This window comes from Serratia sp. OLAL2, assembly GCF_002752475.1.
In the GTDB taxonomy this organism is placed as follows: domain Bacteria; phylum Pseudomonadota; class Gammaproteobacteria; order Enterobacterales; family Enterobacteriaceae; genus Serratia; species Serratia bockelmannii.
Genome location: NZ_MSTL01000018.1, coordinates 321,478 through 346,677 on the forward strand (window position 1 = coordinate 321,478; position 25,200 = coordinate 346,677).

The window sequence follows — 25,200 nt, forward strand, 5'->3', positions numbered from 1 at the left end:
TCATTATTTATATATCGAGCTAGATTAAACAAGTTTGCATCAAAGATAGCGAAACGTGTCCGCTAAGTGACGCGCGTTATCAGCAATGGCGATTTTACACAGCGCAGTTCCGGGTTCAGGAGTGGGATAATGACGACATCAAAATGGTTGCTTGCCAGCGCCGTGCTGCTTTTAGCCGCCTGCAGCAGCAATAACGAAGAGCCAGTACAGCAGGGCAACAGTGCCAGAATCAATACGTTGCAGACCAGCGCCGGTTGCGCGGCGGTCGGTGGCGTTACTACCATCGCGCATAACCTGAACGGTGAAGCGCTGCGCATGTGCCAAATGCCGAATGGCAAGCAGTGCGAAGAACGCACGCTGGGCCTGGGCAGCTGCGCCGGGTAAGCCCGCAGCGACAGGCCCGGATCAATACACCCAGTCGCGCAGGGTATAAACCAGCGTGTGGCCGCTGCCGTTGAGCGTCAGTTGCTGCGCGTTCAGCATCACGTCGGCGCCGTTTTCGAGCACGGTGCCGATCACCCGATCCCAGCGGTTGCGCTGCTCATCAGGGCACAGCTTGCGCGTCGAGGCCAACGGTTTTACCTTCAGCACGCCGTCGCGTAACAGCCCCTGGCCGAAGAAGCGGTTGCACATCGCGCCGGAGACATGCAGGTTCTCGCCAAATTCCAAATTGAGCAGGCCGCCATCCGTTCGTGATTGTGCCGCTTCACCGTCTACGCTCTGCAACACGAAGTTGTGATGCAACAGATCGCCGGGTGTGACGGTAGACTGTGGTTTCATGCTGCATCCCCCTAGGACCAGCGTCGCAAGGGCGGCCACCGTGGTTTTTCTCATTGCGTTCTCTCAAATAAACAGGGCGCCGCAAGGGCGCCCCGAAGTTACGCTCAGGCGTTCAGCTGGTTCGGGCAGGCTTCGCCGCGATCCAACAGGCTGATGTTCTGCAGCGTGGTTTGCGAAATGCTGGTCAGCGCCTCTTCGGTCAGGAAAGCCTGATGGCCGGTGAACAGCACGTTGTGGCAGGCCGACAGGCGGCGGAACACGTCATCCTGAATCACGTCGTTAGACTTGTCTTCAAAGAACAGATCGCGTTCGTTCTCGTAGACGTCCATCCCGAGCGCGCCGATTTTTTGCTGCTTCAACGCGTCGATGGCGGCGGTAGAGTCGATCAGCGCGCCGCGGCTGGTGTTGATCACCATTACGCCGTTTTTCATCATCGCGAAGGCGTCGGCATTCAGCAGATGGTGGTTTTCCGGCGTCAACGGGCAGTGCAGGGTAATCACGTCGGATTGCGCGTACAGCGTTTTCAGGTCGACATACTCCGCGCCCAGCGCCAGCGCCTGTTCGCTCGGGAACGGATCGTAGGCCAGCAGCTTCATGCCGAAGCCTTTCAAAATGCGCATCGTCGCCACGCCGATTTTACCGGTGCCGATCACGCCGGCGGTGCGGTTGTGCATGTTAAAACCGATCAGCCCTTCCAGCGAGAAATTGGCGTCGCGAGTGCGTTGATAAGCGCGGTGAATACGGCGGTTCAGGCACATCATCATGCCTACCGCGTGTTCTGCCACGGCCTCCGGCGAGTAGGCCGGCACGCGCACTACCTTGATGCCCAGTTCTTTGGCGGCGTCCAGATCGACGTTATTAAAACCGGCGCAGCGCAGGGCGAGGATCTCGACGCCCAGTGCCGCCAGTTCTTCGAGCACTTCACGGCTGCCGTCGTCGTTGACGAAGATACACACCGCCTTGCAACCGGCGGCCGTTTTGGCGGTTTTTTTGCTGAGTAAAAAGTCGAAGAATTCCAGCTCATAGCCAAACTGCTGATTCACCAGTTCGAGATATTTACGGTCATACTGTTTGGTACTGTATATCGCCAATTTCATCGTGGTTTCTCCACCGTGATTTTGTGATCAATTTAACAGATTTTAGTAAATTCGACAATTGGTTAGCGGTTTGGCCAGCGTGGGGTTTGTTCGGTCAACCAAGAGGATGAAACCGGCCCGCATTGGGCCGGTTCACGCGATGTTAGCGAGCGATTTCCGTGTAATGATGCTCATCGTAGTCATGGGTCAAGTACCCGTTGACGGCATCGTTAAAGGCGACCCAATGCGGGGTTTTCTGGTGTGCCGAAAGCGCCGCCTTATCGTCCCAGTTTTCGATCAGCGCGTAGCTGTTTTCATCGTTCTGGCATTGCCAAAGCTGGTAAAAAGAGCAGCCGGTTTCTTTATTGGATTCCTGCACCATGGTGTTGAGCAGGCTGAGAAACGCGGGGCGTTTGGCCGGATTGACCTGAAAAAAGACATTGAGCGTGATCATGGTTTATTTCCTCAGTCGATAATGAAACTGGAATTTCCAGGTGGCAGCAATGTGCTGACTGCGAGGATTCTACGGACTTGATGGTTGACTAAAAGTGAAATAAAGTTCCGTTGCTATTCATTTTTGGTGAAGGTTTGTGATGTTGAAACGTGCTCAGTTGGTGACCTTTTGCATGGTGGTTGAGTCAGAGAGTCTCACGGCAGCGGCTGAGAGGCTGTTTTGCGTGCCCTCTAACGTGACCAAGAAATTAAAAGAGTTGGAAATGGCGTGTGGCGTTACGCTATTTGATCGTGAGCGCAATCGACTGTCGCTCACACCGGAAGGTCGGGCGCTTTATCATAAAGCCAAGCGCTTTTTGGCTATCGAAGAGCGGGCGCGAGCGCAGCTTGAACAGGATCCGGTGCAGGGTGAACTGAAGCTTGGCGCGCTGGATATCGCCTTGAGTCATCATCTGCCGCAAAAGTTGGCGCATTACCGTGCGCAGAACCGCCGCGTTCAGTTGAGTGTGGTGCAGGGCTATTCGCTGGATCTGGAGTTTCAATTGCAAAAAGGAACTCTGGACGTGGTGTTTTCAGATGGGCCGATAGAACATCCGCAGCTGCAGAGCCGGCGTGCTTTTCAGGAGCGTTTGGTCTTCATTGGCGGGGCGTATCAGCCAGCGTTGTTGGCAAAAAGCGATCTCTATGTTTATTCGCGTCAATGCCACTATCGCCATCTGGTGGACGCCTGGCTGCAAAAGCAGCAAGTGATCCCCGCCGCGCTGCTGGAGGTGGAATGCTATGACGTGATATTCGCCTGCGTAAGCGCGGGGTTGGGGTATGCGTTTGTCCCTGAGAGCCTGGCGCGACAGCGGGAGGTTGCGTATACCGAGTGCGGGAATGAAATGCGCAGCGATATTTATGCTATCTGGCGTAAAGCGAGCGACAGCCGCATAGTACAGGCTTTTATTGAGGCCGTGATTTGAAATTAGCGGCAAAAAAATCCCCACGGGGGTGTGGGGAATGGCTTCTCTAGTACACAGTTAGCTAGCAGCTAAACTTTTATTAGAATGGTTGCAAGACTATTAATCATCAACGGTAACGACAATAACAAAAGTCTGAAAACCGTCCTATTTATGTGATGTATATGTAACGAAAATCTACAACTTCGCACACGTTTGCGCTAAAAAGGTGCAAATCGCCTTTGCGACCCCGCTCAGCTTCACCCTATGTCAAATTCGTGCCATCATTATTGTCAATTCAGGCATAGACTTAACCAATGCCTAACTCAGGAACGAAGCAATCATTTAATGACCAGGCGATTGAAAGTATTCATAGGGACCGTGGCGGGCTGTGCAATTCTGGTGCTGGCGTTATGGCAAACTTTGCCGCGCTGGCTGCCGGGGGTGTTATCGCATTGGTTGCCGGCGGGAAGCCGACTTGAGTTACAGGGCAAGTTGCATTGGCGCCAGGGCGGCCTGGCGTTGCCGGGGGCACGTTTCACCGCGCAAGATTGCCTGCTGGCCAACGTCGGTCCGACGCGGCTGGCTTACCGCCAAGGCCGCTGGCAGCTGTCGAGCGATAAGGTCAGCGTCGATAGCGCCTGTTTGTCAAAACTGCCGGGCGGCGACGCCAACAGCGCGCCGCTGGCGCTCGATCAATTGCAGCGGCAACTGCCGGCGCTGGATCTCACCATTAATGATCTGACGCTTATTCCCTGGCAGCGCTATGCCGGCAAGCTGCAGATTTCCTCCGGCCCCGACGGGCAACGTCTGCATTATCGGGGACCGAATCTCAGCGCCGAGGCGCAGCTGGATGAAAAACAGCAGCTGACGTTGCAGAGTCTGACCGTCGTCCCGCCCAACAGCGCGCAACCGCTGCACCTAGCCGGTAAGATAACTCTCCCGCTGGATCTGGCCAGCCTGCCGAAGCAGGGCGCGTTGCAGGGTGAAATGCAGACGGCCTATCTGGAAAAACCGGTTTTGCTGGATATGCGCTGGCAACAGCAGCAGGGCGTGTTGACGGTGAGCGAGAAAGGCGACGATCGGCCGCTGGCGGTGCTGCCGTGGGAAGTGACCCCGCAGCGGGTCAGCATCAAGCAGGGCGAGTGGCGTTGGCCCTACAGCGGACAGCCGTTGAACGGCGGCCTCAGCATCGCGCTGCACGACTGGAGCAAGGGATTGGATGAAACGGAGATCAGCGCGCGGCTGAACGTGATCACCGCCGGCCACAACGGCAAGGGTAATGCGGTGCTCACCCTCGGGCCGGGCAAGGTGGGGTTGACCGACAGCGATCTGCGCTTCCAACTGACCGGGCAGGCCAATCTGGCCGATTTCTCCACCACCGCGTCGATCCCGGGCGTGATCGGCGGCAGCATTCTTAACCCGACGCTGGTTCTGCAGCCAGGTTCGCTGCTGCGTCTGTGGGGCAAAGCGACGCCGGAAATGACGTTGGAAGAGGCGCGTCTACCGCTGGCCGGCGTGAAGGTGACCGCCGCCGGCATCACCGGCCGCCTGCAGGCGATTTTGAGCGCCAGCGACAGTTATTGGGGGCGTTTCAAGCTCCACCTGGACGGCCAGGCGCAGGATTTCTGGCCGGACAAGGGCGACTGGCAGTGGCGTTACTGGGGCAACGGCCGGTTGCCGCCGCTGCAGGCCGCCTGGGACGTCGCCGGCAGCGGTCGTTGGCAGGACAGCGAGCTGGTGCTCGACAAGCTCTCCACCGGTTTCGACAAATTGAAGTACGGTCTGGTGACGGTCGCCGCGCCGCGCTTGAGCCTCAACCAGCCGCTGCGCTGGCAGCGTGATGAACAAAGCCCGCAGTTCAACGGCGAATTCCAGCTGGCGGCGGATAAGGTCAGCTTCAGCGACGGTGGCTATCTGCCGGCGCCGGTGCTGGCGCTGCAGGTGAACGGCCGTTCGCCGGACAGTTTCCAGATGCAGGGCAAGCTGCAGGCGCAACAGATCGGGCCGATCGCGCTGCGCGGCCGTTGGGACGGCGAACGTCTGCGCGGCGAAGGCTGGTGGCCGAAACAGTCGCTGAAGGTCTTCCAACCGCTGTTGGCACCGGATCTCAATCTCACGCTGCGCGACGGCGAGTTTTACGCGCAGTCGGCGTTTTCCGCCGCCCGTGAACAAGGGTTCGAGGCCGGTGGCCACTGGGTGGTGAAAAACGGCGGCATGTGGCTGAAAGACGGCGAAATGAGCGGCCTGGATTTCATCCTGTCGTACCGTTTCAAGCAGCATCACTGGCAATTGGGAGCTAAACAGCCGGTATCGCTGCGCATCAAGTCTTTCACCAACCTGTTCGAGATGCAGAACATTTCCGCCGATCTGCAGGGCACCTATCCTTATAGCGAAGGGCAGCCGCTGACGTTGAGCAACGTCGGCGTGGACATGCTCAACGGGCATATCAGCCTGTCGGCGCTGCGGTTGCCGCAGCATGACGCCGCGGTACTGAAGCTGGATAAGGTCGATCTCAGCGCGCTGTTTACCGCCCTGAAACCGAAGCAGTTCGCCATGTCCGGCCGGGTCGACGGCGAGCTGCCGCTGTTCCTGAACCATCCGAAGTGGTTGGTGCAAAACGGCTGGATCGCCAACGCCGGCACGTTGACGCTGCGCCTGGACAAAGACATGGCCGACGCCATCGGCAGCAATAACCTGGCGACCGGCGCGGCGATCGACTGGCTGCGCTACATGGAAATCAACCGTTCGCATGCCCGGGTCGATCTCGACAACCTGGGCGAGTTGACGCTGAGCGCGCGCATCGACGGCATCAACCCGCAGAAAAGCGCCAAGCGCGAGGTGATCCTGAACTATCGCCATCAGGAAAACGTGTTTCAGCTGTGGCGCAGTTTGCGCTTCGGCGACAATTTACAGGAGTGGCTGGAGCAGGCCCTCTCACAACCTGGGGAGCAACAATGAAAATCATGAGTGTGTCGACGCTGGCAGCGGTGCTGTGCGTTTCGCTGCTGAGCGGCTGCGTGCCGCGCATCGAGGTGGCGACGCCGAAGGATCCGATCACCATCAATATGAACGTCAAGATCGAGCATGAAATTCATATCAAGGTGGATAAGGACGTCGAAAACCTGCTGAAAACCCAAAGCGGTCTGTTCTAGGAGCCGACATGAAAAAACGTTATTTGTGGCTGGCCGGCGCCGCCTGGTTGTTCAGTGGCATGGCGATGGCGTTGACGCTGGATGAGGCGAAGCAGCAAGGGCGGGTAGGTGAAACCCTGAGCGGCTACATCGCGCCGGTGAAGCAGGACGCGGAAACCCTGGCGCTGGTGAAACGCATCAACGCCGGCCGCGCCGAGAAGTATCAGGAAGTGGCGAACGGCAACCATATCGCCGTCGACGAAGTGGCGCGCATGGCCGGGCAGAAGCTGGTGACGCGGGCGCAGAGCGGCGAGTATGTGCGCGGCATCAACGGGCAGTGGCTGAAGAAATAAAAAAAGCGCGCCGTCTGGCGCGCCAAAAGATACGGATAGATGATTATTATGAGGGTAGTGCAGGTTTGACAGGACTTGCCTCTTGTCCGGCAGGGGCTCGGCGCCCCTGCGCAGGGTCTTAGGCAGCAACCACCTGAGACAGGGCCGCCTTGGCGTCTTCCTGTGCTTTGGTCGCCACTTCCGGGCCATAGGCGATGCCTTCCGCGAAGACGAACTCCACGTCGGTGATGCCGATGAAGCCCAGGAACAGACGCAGGTAAGGTTCTACCAGGTCGGTCGGGGTGCCTTTATGGATGCCGCCGCGGCTGGTCAGGATCACGGCGCGTTTGTTTTTTACCAGGCCTTCCGGACCGTTTTCGGTGTAACGGAAGGTCACGCCGGCGCGGGCAACCAGGTCGAAATAGTTTTTCAGCTGGGTCGGAATGTTGAAGTTGTACATCGGTGCGGCAATCACGATGACGTCATTGGCCTGCAGCTCGGCGATCAGCTCGTCCGACAGGGCCAGCGCTTCTTGTTGACGTGGAGTCAACGGAGCATCGGAAGGACGCAGCGCGCCGACCAGTTCACCGTCCAGCACCGGGATTGGCTGTGCGGCCAGATCACGCACGGTGATGGTGTCGCCACTGTGGGCGTTGCTCCATTGCTCTACGAAGAAATCGGCCAGTTGGTTAGACTGAGAGTAGGTCGCCAGGATGCTTGATTTCAGAACCAATACGTTGCTCATCGATAATTCCTTACGTTGTGACAGTGACATCAGGACTCAGCGTCCCTTGCATGAAGTACATGCTATTCACATTCCCCCAACAGTGATAGCGCAATATTTCGAGATCTCCGTTCAATTTTATTGAATGACATGGCGACGCTTTACTCGCGGAAGTAGGGGGAGAAAGCCGTTTGTGATAGGCTGTGCGGCTAAAGCAAAAAAATCGCTAAAAAAACATTAAACCGTTGCCAAGCCTGGCCTTGGCGGCGAAGAAACAAGGAACACCGAACGTGAAATCTCCGCTCGAGGCACTGCCGGCCCAACTGGGCGAGCTGATGCTCCGCGATCAACAACGCCTGCGTCGTCGCCTGCAGGGCGCACGAAAAATCAAAAATCCCGATGCCCAGCTGGCGGTCGCCGCCGACGTGGAAAGCGACATCGCGACGGCGCGGCAAAAAGTGCAGGCGCGCGCCGCGTCTTGCCCGCGCATTACCTATCCGGAAAGCCTGCCGGTCAGCCAGAAAAAGCAGGACATCTTAAACGCTGTCCGCGACCACCAGGTGGTGATCGTCGCCGGGGAGACCGGCTCGGGAAAAACCACCCAGTTGCCGAAGATCTGTCTGGAGCTGGGGCGTGGGGTGAAAGGGCTGATCGGCCATACCCAGCCGCGCCGCCTGGCGGCGCGCACCGTCGCCAACCGCATCGCCGACGAGCTGGAAACCCCGCTCGGCGGCAGCGTCGGCTACAAGGTGCGCTTCAACGATCAGGTGGGGGAAAGCACCCTGGTCAAGCTGATGACTGACGGTATCTTGCTGGCGGAGATTCAGCAGGATCGCCTGCTGATGCAGTACGACACGTTGATCATCGATGAAGCGCACGAGCGCAGCCTGAATATCGACTTTATTCTCGGCTACCTGCGCGAACTGCTGCCGAAGCGCCCGGATCTCAAGGTGATCATCACCTCGGCGACCATCGATCCGCAGCGTTTCTCGCGCCACTTCAACAATGCGCCGATCATCGAGGTTTCCGGCCGCACCTACCCGGTGGAGGTGCGTTACCGCCCGGTGGTGGACGACGGCGATGATACCGACCGCGACCAGCTGCAGGCGATTTTCGATGCGGTGGACGAGCTTGGGCGCGAAGGGCCGGGTGACATTCTGATCTTCATGAGCGGCGAGCGCGAGATCCGCGATACCGCCGACGCTTTGAACCGCCTCAATTTGCCGCACACCGAGGTGCTGCCGCTGTATGCGCGCCTGTCGAACAGCGAGCAGAACCGGGTTTTCCAGTCGCACCACGGCCGCCGCATCGTGCTGGCCACCAACGTGGCGGAAACCTCGCTGACGGTGCCGGGCATCAAATACGTCATCGATCCGGGCACCGCGCGCATCAGCCGCTACAGCTTCCGCACCAAGGTGCAGCGCCTGCCGATCGAGCCGGTGTCGCAGGCCTCCGCCAACCAGCGTAAAGGGCGCTGTGGCCGCGTGTCGGAGGGCGTGTGCATCCGTCTGTACTCTGAACAGGATTTCCTCTCGCGGCCAGCGTTTACCGATCCGGAAATTCTGCGCACCAACCTGGCGTCGGTCATTCTGCAGATGACCTCGCTGGGGCTGGGCGACATCGCCGCGTTTCCGTTTGTCGAGGCGCCGGACAAGCGCAACATTCAGGATGGCGTGCGCCTGCTGGAAGAGCTGGGGGCGATCACCACCGCCGATAACGGCCACTATCAGCTGACGCCGCAGGGCCGGCAGCTGGCGCAGTTGCCGATCGACCCGCGTCTGGCGCGCATGGTGTTGGAAGCGCAGAAGAGCGGCAGCGTGCGCGAGGTGATGATCATTACCGCCGCGCTGTCGATTCAGGATCCGCGCGAGCGCCCAATGGATAAGCAGCAGGCCTCGGATGAAAAACACCGCCGTTTTGCCGACAAAGACTCGGACTTCCTGGCGTTCGTCAACCTGTGGGATTATCTGCAGGAGCAGCAAAAGGCGAACTCTTCCAGTCAGTTCCGCCGGCTGTGCCGCAACGATTTTCTCAACTACCTGCGGGTGCGCGAGTGGCAGGATATCTATACCCAACTGCGCCAGGTGGTGAAAGAACTGGGGCTGCCGATCAACAGCACGCCTTCCGACTACCGCAGCGTCCACACCGCGCTGCTGACCGGCCTGCTGTCGCACATTGGCCAGAAAGATGCGGACAAACAGGAATTTACCGGCGCGCGCAACGCCCGCTTCTCGATCTTCCCCGGCTCCGGCCTGTTCAAGAAGCCACCGAAGTGGACCATGGTGGCCGAACTGGTGGAAACCAGCCGCCTGTGGGGACGCATCGCCGCGCGCATCGAACCGGAATGGATCGAGCCGCTGGCTCAGCACCTGGTGAAACACAGCTACAGCGAACCGCACTGGTCGAAGTCGCAGGGGGCGGTGATGGCCAGCGAAAAGGTCACGCTGTTTGGTCTGCCGATCGTTGCGGCGCGCCAGGTCAACTACGGCGCCATCGATCCGCTGCTGTGCCGTGAGCTGTTTATCCGCCATGCGCTGGTAGAGGGAGACTGGCAGACGCGCCACGCCTTCTTCCGCGAAAACCAAAAGCTGCGCGCCGAGGTGGAAGAACTGGAGCATAAATCGCGCCGCCGCGACATTCTGGTGGATGACGAAATGCTGTTCGGCTTCTACGATCGCCGCATCCCCAACGACGTGGTGTCCGGCCGTCATTTCGACAGCTGGTGGAAGAGCGCGGCCAAGCAGCAGCCGGATCTGCTGAACTTCGAAAAAGAGATGCTGATCAAAGACGGCGCCAACAAGATCAGCGCGCTGGATTACCCGAACTTCTGGCATCAGGGCAACCTCAAGCTGCGGCTGAGCTACCAGTTTGAACCGGGCACCGACGCTGACGGCGTGACGGTGCACATCCCGCTGCCGATTCTCAACCAGGTGGAGGAGCAGGGCTTCGAATGGCAGATCCCCGGCATCCGCCGTGAACTGGTGATTGCGCTGATCAAGTCGCTGCCGAAACCGGTGCGTCGCAACTTCGTGCCGGCACCGAACTACGCCGAGGCGTTCCTTGGCCGCGTAACGGCGCTGGAATTGCCGCTACTGGACGCGCTGGAGCGCGAGCTGCGGCGCATGACTGGCGTGACCGTGTCACGTGATGACTGGCAGTGGGATCAGGTGCCCGATCATCTGAAGATGACCTTCCGCGTGGTGGGCGAGAAAAACCAGACGCTGCGCGAAGGCAAAGATCTGGCCGCCTTGCGCCTGCAGTTGAAAGAGAAGGTGCAGGAGACGCTGTCGGCGGTGGCCGATGACGGACTGGAGCAGAGTAACCTGCATGTCTGGAGCTTTGGCCAATTGCCGGCGTTTTACGAGCAGAAGCGCGGCGGCTATTCGATGAAGGCATACCCGGCGCTGGTGGATGAAAAGGACAGCGTGGCGATCCGCCTGTTCGACAGCGAAAGCGAGCAGCAACAGGCGATGTGGCAGGGCACGCGTCGTCTGCTGTTGTTGAATATTCCTTCACCGATCAAATACCTGCATGAGAAACTGCCGAACAAAGCCAAGCTGGGGCTCTATTTCAACCCGTACGGCAAGGTGCTGGAGCTGATCGACGACTGCATATCGTGCGGCATCGACAAGCTGATCGCCGAACACGGCGGCCCGGTCTGGCAAGAAGCAGACTTTGCACGGCTGCAGGAGCAGATCCGCGCCGAGCTGAACGACACGGTCGTCGAGGTGGCCAAGCAGGTTGAACAGATCCTGACGGCGGTCTTCAACATCAACAAACGGCTGAAAGGCCGGGTGGATATGTCGTTGGCGCTGGCGCTGTCGGACATCAAGACCCAGCTCGGCGGGCTGGTTTACCGCGGCTTCGTGACTGGCAACGGATGGAAGCGCCTGCCGGATACGCTGCGCTACCTGCAGGCGATCGAGCGGCGGTTGGAAAAACTGGCTATTGATCCGCACCGCGATCGCGCGCAGATGTTGCGGGTGGAGCAGGTGCAGCAGGCCTGGCAGCAGTGGCTGAACAAGCTGCCGCCGAAGCGACAGCAGGAGGAAGAAGTAAAAGCGGTGCGCTGGATGATAGAAGAGCTGCGCGTCAGCCTGTTCGCGCAACAGTTAGGCACGCCTTACCCGATCTCCGATAAGCGCATTCTGCAAACTATCGAGCAGCTTTCGAGCTAAGCTCAGCCGCACCGGCCGGCAAGCGGCCGGCGCAGCGCAAGTTGAAATTCGCAGAGCAGAGAAACAGCAACGGCGCATAATGCGCCGTTGAGAGAGGATTATTTGCCTGCCGCCAGCGCGTCCAGCGCTTCGCGGATACCGGGCACCGCCAGGGCACGGTTATCGGCGCGATAGCGATCTTTCGCCGCCGGTGCCGAGCTTTGGATGGCGATCAGTTGCCAGCCGTCGGCGGTTTTCAACAGCAACGGCGAACCGCTGTCGCCGGGCAGAGTATCGCACTGGTGCGACAGTACGCTTTGCTGGGCCCAGCCGGTGACCTTGCAGTTTTGGTGGCTGTAGAGGTCATCCAGATGATCCTCCGGGTAGCCCGCTTGAGTTATCAGCCGTTTGGCCTGTTTCAGGGCCTGAGTCAGCGCCTTGCTGTCGCCTTGCCACAGCGGCAAGGGTGCGATCGGCAGCGGTTTTTTGTCTTTCAGACGGATCAGCGCAAAGTCATAAGCGGCCGCGGCGGGCGGGACGATCCAGCCATCACCGTCCGGCTTCAGCTTTTTGCCCAGTTTGCTGTCGACCAGGGTCTCGATATTGTCGGTTTGATACTGCCACGACTTATCACCCGCCACGAAGCGCAGAGCGATGGCTTTATCCAATTGCCCCGGCGGTGCCAGCACGCAGTGGCCGGCGGTCAACGCCAGGTGTGGGGAGATCAGCGTGGCGGTACACAGATTGCCGCTGGCGGTTTCGACCTGGCCGATGGCCTGCCACGGCTTGGCGGCGGTATCCGTGACCTTGATTCGTTCATCTTTGCCGAAAAACAGACGCGTTTGCTCGGCCTTGGACGGGCCGTCTGCGCGTGCCGCCTGAGAAGCGATGAGCGGGAGTGAACACAGCAACAGTAAAACGGATATGCGCATAGATCTCTTGCCTGACAAATACGGATCATCCATAAACACACTGAATGCTAACTATAGACTGATTTAGCAGCCATGTGGATGGGCAATAATTGATTTTTCAATAATTTCCCGCCGGCGATGCGGCAGGCTACAGGTAAAAAAAGACGGCGATCAGTCCGCAAAGGATCAGGGCGGTCAGAACGATCTCGAACAGGTAGCGGCGCAGCATCAATGAGAACCCCCCGATGAAAAAACACCCGGTGAACCGGGTGTCGTACACGTCAAGCCTGAAACGGTGAGGGGACCCTCACGACATTACGCTTTTTTGTGGCTGGCTTTCTTGTGGTGCTTTTTAGCCGCCTGGGCTTTTTGCGCCGGGGCTTTCTTGCCGGCTTTTTTGTGATGCTTTTTGGCCGCCTGAGCTTTCTGAACCGGGGCTTTCTTGCCGTGGTGTTTCACCTGAGCTTTAGCCGGCGCAGCGGTGGCGGTGGTTGCGGTAGCCGCAGGTGCGGTGGTGGCAGCCTCGGCAGCGAAAGCCACGGAAGACAGACCCATTGCAGCGGCAACAACCAGAGCTAATACTTTTTTCATCGCAGAATCCTCAACATGACTTTTGGGTACCAACCCCACTGCGGGGCCGTTGAGATGATAGTAGGCAAACGGCGTCCGGCTTTCCGTGAGTGATTGGTTTCGGCATGTAACCTAATGTACAGGGCGGCGGTGGCGAGGGGGATTGCTGCTATAATGACCGCCAGACAAGGAAAAAGGGATTTAAAATGAACGAGATAACGATTCGTTGTGGCGTGACTGAACAGGGCGAGGTGCCGCTGGCCTATGAGGACTGGGGCGATGAGACGCACCCGCCGTTGTTGCTCATCATGGGCATCGGCGCGCAGCTCCTGTTGTGGCCTGACGACTTCTGCCGCGCCCTGGTGTCCATGGGGTTTCGGGTGATCCGTTATGACAACCGCGACGTCGGCCTTTCAGGAAAAACGCAGGCACAACGCTCACAGCCATTGTGGCTGCTGATGTTGCGCGCCCAGCTTGGCTGGCAAACGCCGGTGCCTTATACCCTGGCGGACATGGCAACGGACGCGGCGCATCTGCTCGATCATTTACGCATTCCGCAGGCTCACGTACTGGGCGCTTCGATGGGGGGGATGATCGCCCAGGTGCTGGCCGCCGAATACCCGCAGCGCGTCGCCTCGTTATGCATCTTGTTTTCCAGCACCAATCAGCCGCTGTTGCCGCCGCCGGCGCCTTCGCTGCTGTGGTTGCTGGTGCGCCGGCCTGCCGCCGATATGACGCTGCAGCAGCGCCAGGAAGGGATGAAGGCCTTTCTGCGCGCGCTTGGCACCGCGACTTATCCACCGGAGGAGGCGGAGCTGGATGCCCTGGTGACGCGGTTGCTGAAGCGGGGTGTGGATCCGGCAGGCATGCAGCGGCAACTTTCCGCGTTGCTCGGCAGCGGCGATCTGCGGCGTTACAGCCGGCGCATCGCCGCGCCGACGCTGGTGATTCACGGCGATCGCGATCGGCTGGTGCGCAAGGCCGGCGGGGTGGCGATCGCTCGGGCCGTCGCCAACGCCAGATTGCAGATTATGCCGGGCATGGGGCATGACCTGCCCGCCGCGTTGAGGCCGCAGCTGGCGGCGATGATCGCCCGCCATGCATTGGGATGAGAGGCCGGTTGGTTCGGTATTTTTGCTTTTTTAGTTACAACATACTAATGGTGGGTGGCCACCCGCCACTCTGTAGCCAAAGCGTTACCCGCAGGAAAGTGCACTATGGAACAGTGTCAGGTCAACCAGAGGAAAAAAGGGCGCGGCAGGGCCGCGCCAGGAGAGATTACAGGTAGCGGTTTTCCAAATGCTGACGGAAGTAGCGTGGGTTGAGCGCTTCGCCGGTCGCGTTGGCGATCAGCGTCTCGGTCGGGAAGCGGCTACCGTGGCGCCAGATGTTGTGCTGCAGCCTGTGGAACAGCGGCTGCAGATTGCCGGCGGCGATATCCTCGCTCAGCGAAGGCAGGGCCTGGCGCACGCTGTGGAACAGCTGCGCGGCGTACATCGCGCCGAGGGTGTAAGTCGGGAAGTAGCCGAACGCGCCGTCTGTCCAGTGGATATCCTGCATGCAGCCGTTGCGATAGTTGCCGATGGTGTCGAGGCCGAGGTAAGCGTGCATCTTTTCATTCCACAATGCCGGAATGTCTTCCACTTCGACCTCGCCTTCGATCAACGCTTTTTCAATTTCGTAGCGCAGGATGACGTGGGCAGGATAGCTCACCTCGTCGGCGTCGACGCGGATCAGGCCCGGTTTAACGCGCTGGTTGAGGCGAATGAAGTTGGCTTCTTCCAGCGCCGGCTGTTCGCCAAATTGCGCGGTGACCAGCGGACGCAAGATTTTCAGGAATTCATTGCCGCGCGCCAGCTGCATTTCGAACAGCAGGCTCTGCGATTCGTGGATGGCGGTAGAGCGGGCCAGGGCGACCGGCTGGCCGAGCAGATCGCGCGGCAGGTTCTGTTCGTAACGGGCGTGGCCGGTTTCGTGCACGATACCGAGCAGCGCGGTCAAAAACTCTTTCTCGTTGTAGCGCGTGGTGATGCGTACATCTTCCGGCACGCCGCCGCAGAACGGGTGGGCGCTGACGTCGACACGGCCGTTGTCGAAATTGAAACCGAGCAGTTTCATGACGCTCAGGCTCAGCTGACGCTGGGTGTCCACATTGAACGGGCCTTGTGGCGCCTGGCAGGGCTCATTAGCCTGTTTGGCCACCACGCGCTGCAGCAGATCCGGCAGCCAGGTTTTCAGATCGCCGAAGATGCGGTCGAGATCGCTGCTGCGCATGCCCGGTTCATACAGATTGAGCAGGGCGTCGTAACGGCTGGTGCCGGCCGCCTGCGCACGGATCTGCGCCTCTTCCCGGCTGAGTTTGACCACTTCGCGCAGGTTCTCGGCGAAGCCGTCCCAGTCGTTGGCCGGGCGCTGGGCGCGCCAGGCGTGTTCGCAGCGCGCGCCGGCGAGCGATTTGGCTTCGACCAGCGACGCCGGTAGCAGCACCGCGTCTTCATACTGGCGGCGCATTTCGCGCAGGTTGGCGCGGTCGATCTCGTCCAGCGTCTCTTGCTGCGCGCGATCCAACAGCGCGCCGGTGCTTTCCGCTGTTAAAAGCTGGTGCTGCAGCACGCTCAGCTCGGCCAGCGCTTCGGAGCGCGCCTTGCTGCCGCCCGGCGGCATCATGGTTTGCATGTCCCAACCGGCGATGGCGGACAGGTGGCCGAAACGCGACAGACGGCTAAAAAGCGCGCGCAGGTGATCGTAAGCAGACGTGTTGGAATGTGCAGATGTCATTATTATTCGACTCCAATGAGAAGGGTCCGGCGGTATTACGCCAGATCGGCTTTTAAACTGAATGTCGGCTTCACCGGCCAACAGAAACGGAAACTGGCGCCGCCGAGCGAACTGCCCTCGACGAACACCTGTCCCTGGTAGGCGACGGCGATGGAATGGACGATGGCCAGCCCCAGTCCGCAGCCGCCGGTGGCGCGATCGCGGCTGGGATCGAGGCGAACGAAAGGCTCGAATACCCGCTCGCGCTCTTCCGGCGGGATACCCGGCCCGTCATCTTCGACCTGCAAACAGGCGAGGTCGCCGTCGAACCACAGACCCACGCGCAGACGCTGCTCGGAATAGCGCAGCGCGTTATTGACCAGGTTATCGAGCACGCGTTCCATCAGGCGCAGATCGACGCCGCCAAAGTCGCCGACGTGCGGGATATCGAGCTGGATGTCGCGTTCCTGATGAATAAGACGGATATCGTCGACCTTGTCCTCCAGCCACTTTGGCAGATCGATGGGTTCAATGTTTAGCGCAACCTGCGGCCGGTCCAGGCGGGCATAGGTCAGCAGCTCGTCGATCAGCGACTCCAACTGGCCGATATCGCGGTTCAGCGCTTGCTGTTCGCCTTCGGACAGGTTATCGCTCATCTCGAGCCGATAGCGCAGGCGCACCAGCGGCGTGCGCAGCTCGTGCGCGATGCCGTCGATCAGCTGTTTCTTGCTGGCGATCAGGGTGTTGACGTTGTCGGCCATCTGGTTGAACGCCACGCCGAGCCGGCTTAGGCTGGAAGTGGGATCGAAGTGGGTGCGTTCATCCAGATGCCCGGCACCGAGCCGCTGGGCGGCGTTTTCCAGTTTGAGCAGGTCTTGCCAGTGCGGCCGCATCCACAGAAACACCGGCAGCGCCAGCGACATGCCGATAAACACCAGCAACACCAGATCCAGCAGGCGCATCTGGTGCAGATAGAACAGATAAGGAATGGGGCCGACCACCAACACATAGTGGCTGCGCGGAATGCGCTGCATAAAGGTGTACTGATCGTCGAGGGCGATGATTTCACCCAGCCGCAGCCGCTTTTTCAGATCCTCGCTCAGTTCCTGTTTGCCGAGCGGTTCGATATGCAGCTTGAACGACAGATTGAGATCCAGCGTGGCGATAGTCTTGTTCCAGTCCTTCAGCGGGATTTCGCGCAGCTCGCTGCGCATCAGGTACAGCGAGCTTTTCATCAAATCGTCCATCGACTGGCGGCCTGCGCGCTCGGCGGTCACTTTGTACACCAGGCCGACCAGCATCGCCATCACCAGAAAACAGACGAACAGCAGCAGGAAGAACTGGACGAAAAGTTTTCTCATTGTTGCACCGAAGCCCAGGCGTTAGGGGCGAACAGATAGCCCTTGTTGCGCACCGTCTTGATACGGAAAGGCTCCAGCGCATTGTCGTACAGCTTACGACGCAGGCGGGAGATCGCCACGTCGATGCTGCGATCCATACCGTCGTAGCTCACGCCACGCAGGTTTTGCAACAACGCCTCGCGATCCATGATCTGCCCGGCATGGGTCGCCAGCTCCCACAGCAGATCGAAATCCGAGGTGGACAGGGTGATGGTTTCTTCGCCCAGCGTAACCTGACGGTTGACAGGATCGATGCACAGCAGCCCGAAATGCAGCGCGTTATGCTGGGTGAGCGGCTGAACCGACTCTTCTTTCGGCTGTTGGCTGTGTTGGCGCAGGTGCAAACGCAGGCGCGCCAGCAACACCGCCGGTGGCGTGGTTTTCAGGATATAGTCGTTGGCGCCCATCTCCAGCGACAGGATATGGTTCATGTCACTGTCGAGCGAAGTGAGCAGCACGATCGGGCCGGGGAAGGTAGGGCGCAGATCGCGGCACAGCGTCATGCCGTCTTTGCCGGGCAGCATGATGTCCAGCAGCACCAAATCGGGTTGCTCGCGCTCGATGCGCGCCTGCGCGCTGTCGCCACGCGGTTCGATCAGCACCTCGATGTCATGTTTGCCCAGATAGGCGGCGATCAGTTTGCCGACTTCAGGATCGTCTTCCACAAAAACAATTTTATGCATATGCCCGTGTTTTAATATAAAAAGCGGATTTGAGCATAGCGCGGCCCGCGACGTTGCGCCATGCGGATCTTGGCGTCAGCGCAGCGGCCGGCCGCCGTCGACGCCGTGGGTGCGGCCGGTGACGTAGCGGCTTTCCAGCAGGTAGTTCACCAGATTGACCACTTCACTTTCGCCGGGCGCGACCTTCATCAGCGATTTCGCCAGCGCCTGCTGGCGATAGGCTTCGTCGTCGCCCGGATTGAAGATGATCAGCGCCGGCGCGATGGCGTTGACCTTGACCTCCGGCGCCAGCTTGCGGGCAAACGAACGAGTCATATTGTCCAGCGCAGCCTTGCTGGCGGCGTAGGCGATATGCTTGTCGCTGCCTTTTTCCACCACGTAGTCGGTGAGATGGATAATGTCGGCGCCAGCCTGGCCCTGGCCGGTCAGACAGGATTCGAGCAGCTGGTTGAGCAAATAGGGCGTGTAAACGTGAATTTGCAGCATTGCTGCCATTACCTGTTCCGGCGGCACCTCCGGTGACTCGGCCTGCCAGGCGCTGGCGTTGTGGATCATCGCGCGCAGCTTGGGCGCCACTTGCCGCACCTGGTCGGCGAAACGGTAGATACCTTCATGTGTGGCAAAGTCGCCCTGAATGCAGCGGGCGCCCAAGGCCTGCAACTCGGCCATCGCCGGATATTCGCTGCGATAGGCGATAATGACCGGAACGCCGCGCTGGAGAAACGCTCTGGCGAGCGCCAGCCCTATGCGCCGCGCGCCGCCGGTAATCAGCACCGGGGCGGAGTTGGGGTGTTCCATTGATTAAAGCTCCTGGACAGACTGGCAAACAATAGGGGAATTATGCCATCATACGGCGGAAAGTCGTTAAAGCTTCGCATGATTATCCATTTCTGGATGTAAGATCCCCAATGCATTTCAGGTTGCCGTCCGGCGGCGGCTTGAAAGACCACGGGTTAACACTGGCCATGAGAGGAATGAGGGGATGAACAGCAATCACCTTGCATCCATCGCGCGCAGTGAGAAAATCTGTTTTGACTACATGGATTTTCTGTCCGCATCGTGCAGGAAGCACTGGCGCTTTGTTGATGCTATTTATGGTGTGATGCCGATCTTCGGCATGGTGTTGAAATCGCGCGTGACCACGTCACAAACGCGCAAAGAGCAGTTGAAAGAGCTGGCGCTGCAGGTGGTGTCAACGCAGGTTAGCGATGAAACCAATATCGTGCGCCTGATTGACCTGGCGCAGCAGCAGGGCCTGACGGTATTTGATATTCAGCTGCCTTATGCGCTGGAGGCGCAACAGCTGGCGGCCATTCAAAAAGAGTGCGCGGAAGGCATTGCGATCGCCCTGGTGGGTGAGCGAATGACCGTCACCATTCCCCCTAAAAGCTGACCGGGAATCAACCCGGCCGCCCGTTCATGGTTAGGCAATTGACCTGCTGCGATCGCCTAACCATGAACGTGAAATCTCACGCCGCGTGACGCGTGCTGTCTAAAGTCGGGTCCCGGCATTGGGATCGGAACGCAGGGTGTAAATACTGTCTATATGTATTAACACCGCGTATTTCGGCGGATTCATCCCGTTTTTTTCTGCAAATGCCAGCGCCTCGTCAAACGGTTTGCCCGTCAGAAACAGTTCGGGTGTACCAACGAAGCGGTAGCCGTCCAGTGCCTCGCGGTCGATGACCACAACGGCCATTTTCGAGCCTTCCTTGATGTTTTGCAGCGTTTGGCCACCGGTATTTTCGTTGTAAATCAGTGTACGGTCATCATAGAGGCGCAGAGAACGCTTGGGGCCGATATCGGGCACGCCGCTCGGGCTGCTGGTTGCCTGCACTGGCAGCTGTTTAGCCAGCATCTTCTTCATCTCGTCATTCAATTCATTCATGGGCAGATTACCCCTCAGGTTGATGTGTCACTGTTAATGCACGGTGGCGGAATGGTGGGTAGCGGGCGCGCAGATGCTGGTTTCCGGCAGACGGTGCTCGCGCAGTAAGTGCAGGGTTTCAATCCTGAAGCGCAGCAGGTGCCGCTCAGCGATCTGCTGCATCTGTTCGCACAGCGACGAATCGGCTAAGAGTTGCTCGATAGCGACTCGGGCCTGATGAACATGCAGCTCGACGCCGCGCAGAGGCTTCTGCCGCAGGCGCAGATGGGTGATGTTGTTGAACGTGACGATCAGCGCGGCAAGGGCAGACTCGAAAATATTCAGCGCTTCAAATCTGGCGGTATAGTCCGCATTCAGCCAAGGCTTCTCGGCGATGATCGCCTGAGCCCCCTCCAGCGCCTGTTGATAGCTGGTCATCGCCTGGCGATCGTGCCGCTGATTAAACGCCGTGTTGCCCTCGGCGATCAGCGCCTCCCAGGCGGCAAACAAAGGTAATGCGTGCAGCAGTTTCTCAGCCATGAAATGCCTTCCATTTTAGCCTGTCTTCATCCGCCGCCTGACGCCTCTCGCCAGGGGCACTCGCGTCTTACCATTAACCAATAAATGATAATGATAATTAATTGCATTTGAGATCGCAAGCGTGGCGCATGGCTGACTGTGCAAAGGGAGGGTAAGCGTGGTAGCAGGGGAAAAGAGGAAGCAAAATGCGGCTGACGGGCAGCCGCATTGACGGGGCACTTTAGTGCAGCATAAACCAGCCGGCGGGCAGCGTGGCCACCAGCAGCAGTAAGATACTGCCTTTTTCCAGGCGATTCAGCAGATTGATATCCTGATGGCCGCGGCGGGCGTACATGAACACCAACAGGCCCGGCGCATACAGCAGCACCGACATCAGCAGGTGCATCAGACCGGAAGCGTACAGCAGCCACAAACCATAGACGCAGGCGCCGGTGGCGGCGAAGATCAGGCGTTTGTCGCGGCGGCGGTAAGCCACCTTAAACAGAAATGCGCCGACCAAGAAGTAAGGCACCAGGATCATTTCCGACGCGATGGTCAACAGCGAGTTGTAGTTGCTACCGGTCAGCCAGATCAGCACCAGCGCCAGCTGTACCGCGATGTTGGTCAGCCACAGCGAAGACGCTGGGGCGTGATGGCGGTTCTGCTTGCCGAACACGCGCGGAAACGCGCCGTGCTGTGCGGCCAGCAGCGGCACTTCCGCCGCCATGATGGTCCAGCTGAGGTAGGCGCCGCACACGGAGATGATAAGTCCAGCGGCGATGATCACGTCTCCCCACGGGCCAATCAGTTCCACCATCAGCACCGCCATCGACGGATTGCGCATGTCGGCCAGTTCGCTGCGTGGCACCACGCCCAGCGACAGCAAGGTGACCATCAGGTACACCGCCAGCGCCGACAGCACTGCCAGCATGGTGGCGCGGCCCACGTCTTTCTTATTGCGGGCGCGAGCAGAAACCACCACGGCGCCTTCCACGCCGATAAACACCCACAGGGTGATCAGCATGGTGTCCTTGACCTGTTCCCACACCGGCTTGCCGAGGGCGATACCTTTGAAATCCAGCGTGAACACGTCCATTTTGAAGGCGATCGCCGCCAAAACGGCGAACATTCCCAATGGCAGCAGCTTGGCGAGGGTGGCCGCCAGGTTAATGCTGGCGGCAGTTTGCACGCCGCGCAGTACCAACGCGTGCACGATCCACAGCAGGGCGGACTCGGCGATCAGCGCCTGCCAGGTATTGCCGTCACCGAGAATCACGTTGCCGCCGCGATCGGTGAAAATACTCAGCGCCGCAAACACGATCACCAGATACGAGACGTTGGCGATCACGGCGCACAGCCAGTAACCCCAGGCGGAGCAGAAGCCCATCAGCTCGCCGAATCCTTCTTTGGCGTAGGTGAAGATGCCGCCGTCCAGATCCGGGCGCAGACGCGTAAGCAACAGCATGGCGAACGCCAAAAACAGAATGCCGACGCCGGTGATCCCCCAACCCAGCAGCAACGCGGCGGGGCTGGCGACCTGCGCCATGTTTTGCGGCAGACTGAACACGCCGGCGCCCAGCATCGAGCTGAGCACCAAAGCGGTTAGCGCGGTAAGACCGAGTTTTTTTTCCAATGACGGATCCTGAACGCAGAATAAACAACTGGAAGGGAACTGCTTGGCGGCAACAATGTGTTAACAACCACTGCGCGAATAGACAATAGCCCTAAAAATTGGCGCAAATTCTACGGAGGGATGATTAGAGATGCAATGATTGAATATGCGGAATTTACAAAAAACTATTCAACGAGCGGCGAAAAGAACGGCAATAAAAACGGGCAGCTCAAGGGCTGCCCGATGGTAAACCGAAAAGCGGGTTTTATTTGAACAGATCGGCGCTGACGGTCAGGTTGCCGCCGCTCTTGTTCTGCCATTGGCGAGTGACGTGATAGTACTTGGCGCCTTTCTCGGCCGCGCGTTTCGCCACTTCGGTGGACACGTCGGTCATGCTGTTGAAGTGGCCGGTGAAGGTGACGGAATCGAACGGCACCATCTGCGCGGCGGTCACGTTGTTCACTTCCTGGATCTTGGTGCCGTTAGGCAGCGTGACGGTATAGCGCTGGCCGGTAGAGGACTGCGTTTCGAAGAAACGGCCCACTTCGCGGCTTGGCGAACCGGAAGACGCGACGCCAGGGATTTCGACTTTCGCGGCTGCGGCACCACCGGCGGCCAGTGCGGCGCGGCCGGCGTCAGAATCAGCCGGGATAGCGTCCGGGCTCTGCACGCGGCGTTTCGGCGCATCGGCCTTATAGATGTACGCGGTGACGAACTGGTTGCCGCCGGAGTTGGCGTCAACCTGGCGCACGATGAAGAACGAGGCGGCGCCTTTTTTCTGCGCTTCTTTGGAGATGGCGTCGTTGATGTCCGGCTGGCTGCGGTAGAAACCGCTGACGCTCACGGTATCGTAAGGCTCCAGCAGGTAGGCTTCCTCTTTAGGCAGTTCATTCACGCCGTTAAATACGCGGTATTTTGGTGTTTTGCTCACTTCTGGCGCATCTTTATGATAAAGGTCTGCGGTGACGCGCCAGTTGCCGCCGTTGTTGCTGTTGTTGCTGTCCTGGATATAGAAGGAATCGGCACCCAGTTTGTCTGCACGGCGGGATACGGCGTCGACGGCTTCATTGATGGCATTGAAGCGGCCGGTAATCGTGATGCGATCAAACGGCTTCAGCGCCGCTGCTTTCTCAGGAGTTAACTCTTGCGCCGCATGAGCAGACAGCGCGGTGAGTGATAACAAGGCTGACGCGATGATCGTGGTCTTCAGCTTCATAAAAAATCCTTTCGCCTAGCGCATTAACGTTTATAACGTACTGAACTGTTTAAGTGTAATTCAGCCGTCGATTATTACATGTAATTCTGAAAACTGTCTCAGCATTTTATGTTATCCCGTGCGACAAATCGCTTACGGTGACGCGGGCCGCACGGATGGCGCCATCATCATAAGTTTCCATAATAAAGGCTTTGGTGTCATTAATGTTAATTATTCACAAAATGATAACTTTTATGCTTTTTCGCCGCGCGTGGCCATCAATCGTTACGCCGGGCGTAAACCTCTTGTCACGCAGAATGTGCTGTTCTGTATGGATTTTTTCACAGTAAATTGCGATTTGTCATATCACGCGCGGCATTTTTATGTAAAAACAGAGCTGAATGCGTAAGCAATTATGGATCATCGACCTTATTTTCAGTAGGTTATAGTTGGCGTCTGAAATCAGTGCGGGCAAGTTAACGCCTTGCTCGCCGGTGGCGTCGTGCTATGGGCAGGAAAATAATAAACATCATCCAAGACAGGTGAGAAGGGAACATTATGCGTATTGGTGTACCAAGAGAGCGGTTGGCCAATGAAGCCCGGGTCGCAGCCACGCCGAAAACGGTGGAACAACTGCTGAAGCTGGGTTTTACCGTCGCGATTGAACGCGGGGCGGGCAAACTGGCCAGTTTTGACGACGTCGCCTACGAAGCCGCCGGTGCGGCGCTGGTCGACGAAAACGAAGTGTGGCAGTCGGATCTGATCCTGAAAGTCAACGCGCCGCAAGACGACGAGATCGCCTTGATGCGCGAAGGCAGCACGCTGGTCAGCTTTATCTGGCCGGCGCAAAACCCCGAGCTGATGGCCAAGCTGGCGGCGCGCAACGTCACCGCGCTGGCGATGGATTCGGTGCCGCGCATCTCGCGCGCCCAGTCGATGGATGCGCTGAGCTCGATGGCCAATATCGCCGGCTACCGCGCGATCGTCGAAGCGGCGCATGAGTTCGGCCGCTTCTTCACCGGCCAGATCACCGCCGCCGGCAAAGTGCCGCCGGCTAAGGTGATGATCATCGGCGCCGGCGTGGCCGGCCTGGCGGCGATCGGCGCTGCGGGCAGCCTCGGCGCCATCGTGCGCGCCTTCGACACCCGCCCGGAAGTGAAAGAGCAGGTGCAGAGCATGGGCGCGGAATTCCTCGAGCTGGATTTTGAAGAGGAAGCGGGCAGCGGCGACGGTTACGCCAAAGTGATGTCCGAAGCCTTTATCAAGGCCGAGATGGCGCTGTTTGCCGCACAGGCGGCGGAGGTTGATATCATCGTCACCACCGCGCTGATCCCAGGCAAACCGGCGCCGAAGCTCATCACCAAAGAGATGGTGGCGTCGATGAAGCCGGGTAGCGTGATCGTCGATCTGGCGGCGCAAACCGGCGGCAACTGCGAACTGACCGTGGCCGACACCATTACCGTGACCGGCAACGGCGTGAAAATCATCGGCTATACCGACCTGCCGAGCCGCTTGCCGACCCAATCTTCGCAGCTGTACGGCACCAACCTGGTCAACCTGTTGAAGCTGCTATCGAAAGAGAAAAACGGCGAGATCGACATCGATTTCGACGATACGGTGATCCGCGGCGTTACCGTGGTGCGCAGCGGTGAAGTCACCTGGCCAGCGCCGCCAATCCAGGTCTCCGCCCAGCCGAAAGCGGCACCTGCCGCTGCACCGGTCGCCAAACCCGAAGCCAAACCGACCTCGCCGTGGCTGAAGTACGGCCTGATGGCCCTGGCGATCCTGCTGTTCGGCTGGCTGGCGGACGCGGCGCCGAAAGAGTTCTTGTCGCACTTTACCGTGTTCGCGCTGGCCTGCGTGGTCGGTTACTACGTGGTCTGGAACGTCAGCCATGCGCTGCATACTCCGTTGATGTCGGTCACCAACGCGATATCAGGGATTATCGTGGTCGGTGCGCTGCTGCAAATTGGCCACGGCGGCTGGGTGAGTTTCCTCTCCTTTATCGCCGTGCTGATCGCCAGCATCAACATTTTTGGTGGATTCACCGTCACTCAGCGCATGCTGAAGATGTTCCGCAAGAACTAAG

The 25,200-nt window shown here is 59.0% G+C and carries 24 protein-coding genes; 10 read left to right on the top strand and 14 right to left on the bottom strand.

Annotation, left to right across the window (positions count from 1 at the left end):
- Positions 1-129: 129 nt before the first annotated feature.
- Positions 130-384 carry a DUF333 domain-containing protein gene (locus tag BVU99_RS15035; protein ID WP_015377999.1) on the top strand — a complete coding sequence of 85 codons (255 nt, stop codon included), beginning with the start codon at positions 130-132 and terminating at the stop codon, positions 382-384.
- Positions 385-405: 21 nt separating this feature from the next.
- On the opposite strand, the gene hslJ is transcribed toward BVU99_RS15035, so the two are convergent.
- The 3 genes from hslJ to BVU99_RS15050 all read right to left on the bottom strand — a co-directional run bounded on the left by hslJ (position 406) and on the right by BVU99_RS15050 (position 2,310).
- Positions 406-834: a heat shock protein HslJ gene (hslJ, locus tag BVU99_RS15040; RefSeq protein ID WP_099817207.1), complete on the bottom strand. Its 429-nt coding sequence runs from the start codon at positions 832-834 to the stop codon at positions 406-408.
- A gap of 50 nt (positions 835-884) precedes the next feature.
- Positions 885-1,877, bottom strand: a complete 993-nt coding sequence (locus BVU99_RS15045) for a 2-hydroxyacid dehydrogenase (RefSeq protein ID WP_025302983.1) — start codon at positions 1,875-1,877, stop codon at positions 885-887.
- Between the two features lie 142 nt (positions 1,878-2,019).
- The gene (locus BVU99_RS15050; RefSeq protein ID WP_025302982.1) at positions 2,020-2,310 is read right to left on the bottom strand and encodes a putative quinol monooxygenase; all 291 of its coding nucleotides are present in this window, start codon (positions 2,308-2,310) and stop codon (positions 2,020-2,022) included.
- 139 nt (positions 2,311-2,449) lie between these two features.
- Between BVU99_RS15050 and BVU99_RS15055 the strand changes: the two genes are divergently transcribed.
- The 4 genes from BVU99_RS15055 to BVU99_RS15070 all read left to right on the top strand — a co-directional run bounded on the left by BVU99_RS15055 (position 2,450) and on the right by BVU99_RS15070 (position 6,737).
- Positions 2,450-3,274, top strand: a complete 825-nt coding sequence (locus BVU99_RS15055; protein WP_080287156.1) for a LysR family transcriptional regulator — start codon at positions 2,450-2,452, stop codon at positions 3,272-3,274.
- Between the two features lie 324 nt (positions 3,275-3,598).
- Positions 3,599-6,211, top strand: a complete 2,613-nt coding sequence (locus BVU99_RS15060; RefSeq protein WP_099817208.1) for a YdbH family protein — start codon at positions 3,599-3,601, stop codon at positions 6,209-6,211.
- Positions 6,208-6,405, top strand: coding sequence for a YnbE family lipoprotein (locus BVU99_RS15065; RefSeq protein WP_025302979.1), 198 nt, complete (start codon positions 6,208-6,210; stop codon positions 6,403-6,405). Before BVU99_RS15060 ends, BVU99_RS15065 begins: the two co-directional genes overlap by 4 nt.
- Before the next feature lie 8 nt (positions 6,406-6,413).
- A complete protein-coding gene (locus BVU99_RS15070) occupies positions 6,414-6,737 on the top strand; it encodes a YdbL family protein (RefSeq protein ID WP_025302978.1) in 324 nt (107 codons plus the stop codon).
- A 118-nt stretch (positions 6,738-6,855) separates the two neighbouring features.
- Here BVU99_RS15070 and azoR read toward each other — a convergent pair whose 3' ends face one another.
- Entirely contained in the window at positions 6,856-7,461 is a 606-nt protein-coding gene (gene azoR / locus BVU99_RS15075; RefSeq protein ID WP_015377994.1) for an FMN-dependent NADH-azoreductase, read from the bottom strand.
- 269 nt (positions 7,462-7,730) lie between these two features.
- Between azoR and hrpA the strand changes: the two genes are divergently transcribed.
- Positions 7,731-11,618 carry an ATP-dependent RNA helicase HrpA gene (hrpA, locus tag BVU99_RS15080; RefSeq protein WP_099817209.1) on the top strand — a complete coding sequence of 1,296 codons (3,888 nt, stop codon included), beginning with the start codon at positions 7,731-7,733 and terminating at the stop codon, positions 11,616-11,618.
- A 98-nt stretch (positions 11,619-11,716) separates the two neighbouring features.
- Here hrpA and BVU99_RS15085 read toward each other — a convergent pair whose 3' ends face one another.
- Both BVU99_RS15085 and asr read right to left on the bottom strand, forming a co-directional pair.
- The gene (locus BVU99_RS15085; RefSeq protein WP_043143623.1) at positions 11,717-12,529 is read right to left on the bottom strand and encodes a serine protease; all 813 of its coding nucleotides are present in this window, start codon (positions 12,527-12,529) and stop codon (positions 11,717-11,719) included.
- A gap of 294 nt (positions 12,530-12,823) precedes the next feature.
- On the bottom strand, positions 12,824-13,099 hold the full coding sequence (asr, locus tag BVU99_RS15090; RefSeq protein WP_025302975.1) for an acid resistance repetitive basic protein Asr: 276 nt from the start codon (positions 13,097-13,099) through the stop codon (positions 12,824-12,826).
- 185 nt (positions 13,100-13,284) lie between these two features.
- On the opposite strand from asr, the gene BVU99_RS15095 reads away from it, so the two are divergent.
- A complete protein-coding gene (locus BVU99_RS15095; RefSeq protein WP_049207473.1) occupies positions 13,285-14,190 on the top strand; it encodes an alpha/beta hydrolase in 906 nt (301 codons plus the stop codon).
- A 166-nt stretch (positions 14,191-14,356) separates the two neighbouring features.
- Here BVU99_RS15095 and BVU99_RS15100 read toward each other — a convergent pair whose 3' ends face one another.
- From BVU99_RS15100 to folM, 4 genes are all read right to left on the bottom strand, one after another.
- Positions 14,357-15,856 (bottom strand): carboxypeptidase M32, encoded by a 1,500-nt coding sequence (locus BVU99_RS15100; protein WP_099817210.1) that lies wholly within the window; start codon positions 15,854-15,856, stop codon positions 14,357-14,359.
- Positions 15,857-15,891: 35 nt separating this feature from the next.
- Positions 15,892-17,196: a two-component system sensor histidine kinase RstB gene (gene rstB / locus BVU99_RS15105; RefSeq protein WP_033643213.1), complete on the bottom strand. Its 1,305-nt coding sequence runs from the start codon at positions 17,194-17,196 to the stop codon at positions 15,892-15,894.
- On the bottom strand, positions 17,193-17,918 hold the full coding sequence (rstA, locus tag BVU99_RS15110; protein WP_004938307.1) for a two-component system response regulator RstA: 726 nt from the start codon (positions 17,916-17,918) through the stop codon (positions 17,193-17,195). Before rstA ends, rstB begins: the two co-directional genes overlap by 4 nt.
- Positions 17,919-17,993: 75 nt before the next feature.
- Positions 17,994-18,716, bottom strand: coding sequence for a dihydromonapterin reductase (gene folM / locus BVU99_RS15115; RefSeq protein WP_025302971.1), 723 nt, complete (start codon positions 18,714-18,716; stop codon positions 17,994-17,996).
- A 184-nt stretch (positions 18,717-18,900) separates the two neighbouring features.
- Between folM and BVU99_RS15120 the strand changes: the two genes are divergently transcribed.
- Entirely contained in the window at positions 18,901-19,311 is a 411-nt protein-coding gene (locus BVU99_RS15120; protein ID WP_025302970.1) for a hypothetical protein, read from the top strand.
- 99 nt (positions 19,312-19,410) lie between these two features.
- Here BVU99_RS15120 and BVU99_RS15125 read toward each other — a convergent pair whose 3' ends face one another.
- The 4 genes from BVU99_RS15125 to ydgH form a co-directional block, all read right to left on the bottom strand.
- Positions 19,411-19,806: a pyridoxamine 5'-phosphate oxidase family protein gene (locus BVU99_RS15125; protein ID WP_099817211.1), complete on the bottom strand. Its 396-nt coding sequence runs from the start codon at positions 19,804-19,806 to the stop codon at positions 19,411-19,413.
- A 33-nt stretch (positions 19,807-19,839) separates the two neighbouring features.
- A complete protein-coding gene (locus tag BVU99_RS15130; protein ID WP_043143614.1) occupies positions 19,840-20,325 on the bottom strand; it encodes a hypothetical protein in 486 nt (161 codons plus the stop codon).
- 220 nt (positions 20,326-20,545) lie between these two features.
- On the bottom strand, positions 20,546-21,937 hold the full coding sequence (locus BVU99_RS15135; RefSeq protein WP_025302967.1) for an amino acid permease: 1,392 nt from the start codon (positions 21,935-21,937) through the stop codon (positions 20,546-20,548).
- Positions 21,938-22,181: 244 nt separating this feature from the next.
- A complete protein-coding gene (gene ydgH / locus BVU99_RS15140) occupies positions 22,182-23,132 on the bottom strand; it encodes a DUF1471 family protein YdgH (RefSeq protein WP_025302966.1) in 951 nt (316 codons plus the stop codon).
- Between the two features lie 118 nt (positions 23,133-23,250).
- On the opposite strand from ydgH, the gene BVU99_RS24990 reads away from it, so the two are divergent.
- Together BVU99_RS24990 and pntA are read left to right on the top strand one after the other, a co-directional pair.
- Entirely contained in the window at positions 23,251-23,520 is a 270-nt protein-coding gene (locus BVU99_RS24990) for a hypothetical protein (protein WP_127145956.1), read from the top strand.
- A 149-nt stretch (positions 23,521-23,669) separates the two neighbouring features.
- Positions 23,670-25,199 (top strand): Re/Si-specific NAD(P)(+) transhydrogenase subunit alpha, encoded by a 1,530-nt coding sequence (gene pntA, locus BVU99_RS15145; protein WP_089195928.1) that lies wholly within the window; start codon positions 23,670-23,672, stop codon positions 25,197-25,199.
- Position 25,200: the final 1 nt, after the last annotated feature.

Coding starts and splice junctions, on each gene's coding strand:
- BVU99_RS15035 (WP_015377999.1), top strand. CDS start 130: ATGACGACATCAAAATGGTTGCTTGCCAGCGCCGTGCTGCTTTTAGCC.
- hslJ (WP_099817207.1), bottom strand. CDS start 834: ATGAGAAAAACCACGGTGGCCGCCCTTGCGACGCTGGTCCTAGGGGGA.
- BVU99_RS15045 (WP_025302983.1), bottom strand. CDS start 1,877: ATGAAATTGGCGATATACAGTACCAAACAGTATGACCGTAAATATCTC.
- BVU99_RS15050 (WP_025302982.1), bottom strand. CDS start 2,310: ATGATCACGCTCAATGTCTTTTTTCAGGTCAATCCGGCCAAACGCCCC.
- BVU99_RS15055 (WP_080287156.1), top strand. CDS start 2,450: ATGTTGAAACGTGCTCAGTTGGTGACCTTTTGCATGGTGGTTGAGTCA.
- BVU99_RS15060 (WP_099817208.1), top strand. CDS start 3,599: ATGACCAGGCGATTGAAAGTATTCATAGGGACCGTGGCGGGCTGTGCA.
- BVU99_RS15065 (WP_025302979.1), top strand. CDS start 6,208: ATGAAAATCATGAGTGTGTCGACGCTGGCAGCGGTGCTGTGCGTTTCG.
- BVU99_RS15070 (WP_025302978.1), top strand. CDS start 6,414: ATGAAAAAACGTTATTTGTGGCTGGCCGGCGCCGCCTGGTTGTTCAGT.
- azoR (WP_015377994.1), bottom strand. CDS start 7,461: ATGAGCAACGTATTGGTTCTGAAATCAAGCATCCTGGCGACCTACTCT.
- BVU99_RS15085 (WP_043143623.1), bottom strand. CDS start 12,529: ATGCGCATATCCGTTTTACTGTTGCTGTGTTCACTCCCGCTCATCGCT.
- asr (WP_025302975.1), bottom strand. CDS start 13,099: ATGAAAAAAGTATTAGCTCTGGTTGTTGCCGCTGCAATGGGTCTGTCT.
- BVU99_RS15095 (WP_049207473.1), top strand. CDS start 13,285: ATGAACGAGATAACGATTCGTTGTGGCGTGACTGAACAGGGCGAGGTG.
- BVU99_RS15100 (WP_099817210.1), bottom strand. CDS start 15,856: ATGACATCTGCACATTCCAACACGTCTGCTTACGATCACCTGCGCGCG.
- rstB (WP_033643213.1), bottom strand. CDS start 17,196: ATGAGAAAACTTTTCGTCCAGTTCTTCCTGCTGCTGTTCGTCTGTTTT.
- rstA (WP_004938307.1), bottom strand. CDS start 17,918: ATGCATAAAATTGTTTTTGTGGAAGACGATCCTGAAGTCGGCAAACTG.
- folM (WP_025302971.1), bottom strand. CDS start 18,716: ATGGAACACCCCAACTCCGCCCCGGTGCTGATTACCGGCGGCGCGCGG.
- BVU99_RS15120 (WP_025302970.1), top strand. CDS start 18,901: ATGAACAGCAATCACCTTGCATCCATCGCGCGCAGTGAGAAAATCTGT.
- BVU99_RS15125 (WP_099817211.1), bottom strand. CDS start 19,806: ATGAATGAATTGAATGACGAGATGAAGAAGATGCTGGCTAAACAGCTG.
- BVU99_RS15130 (WP_043143614.1), bottom strand. CDS start 20,325: ATGGCTGAGAAACTGCTGCACGCATTACCTTTGTTTGCCGCCTGGGAG.
- ydgH (WP_025302966.1), bottom strand. CDS start 23,132: ATGAAGCTGAAGACCACGATCATCGCGTCAGCCTTGTTATCACTCACC.
- pntA (WP_089195928.1), top strand. CDS start 23,670: ATGCGTATTGGTGTACCAAGAGAGCGGTTGGCCAATGAAGCCCGGGTC.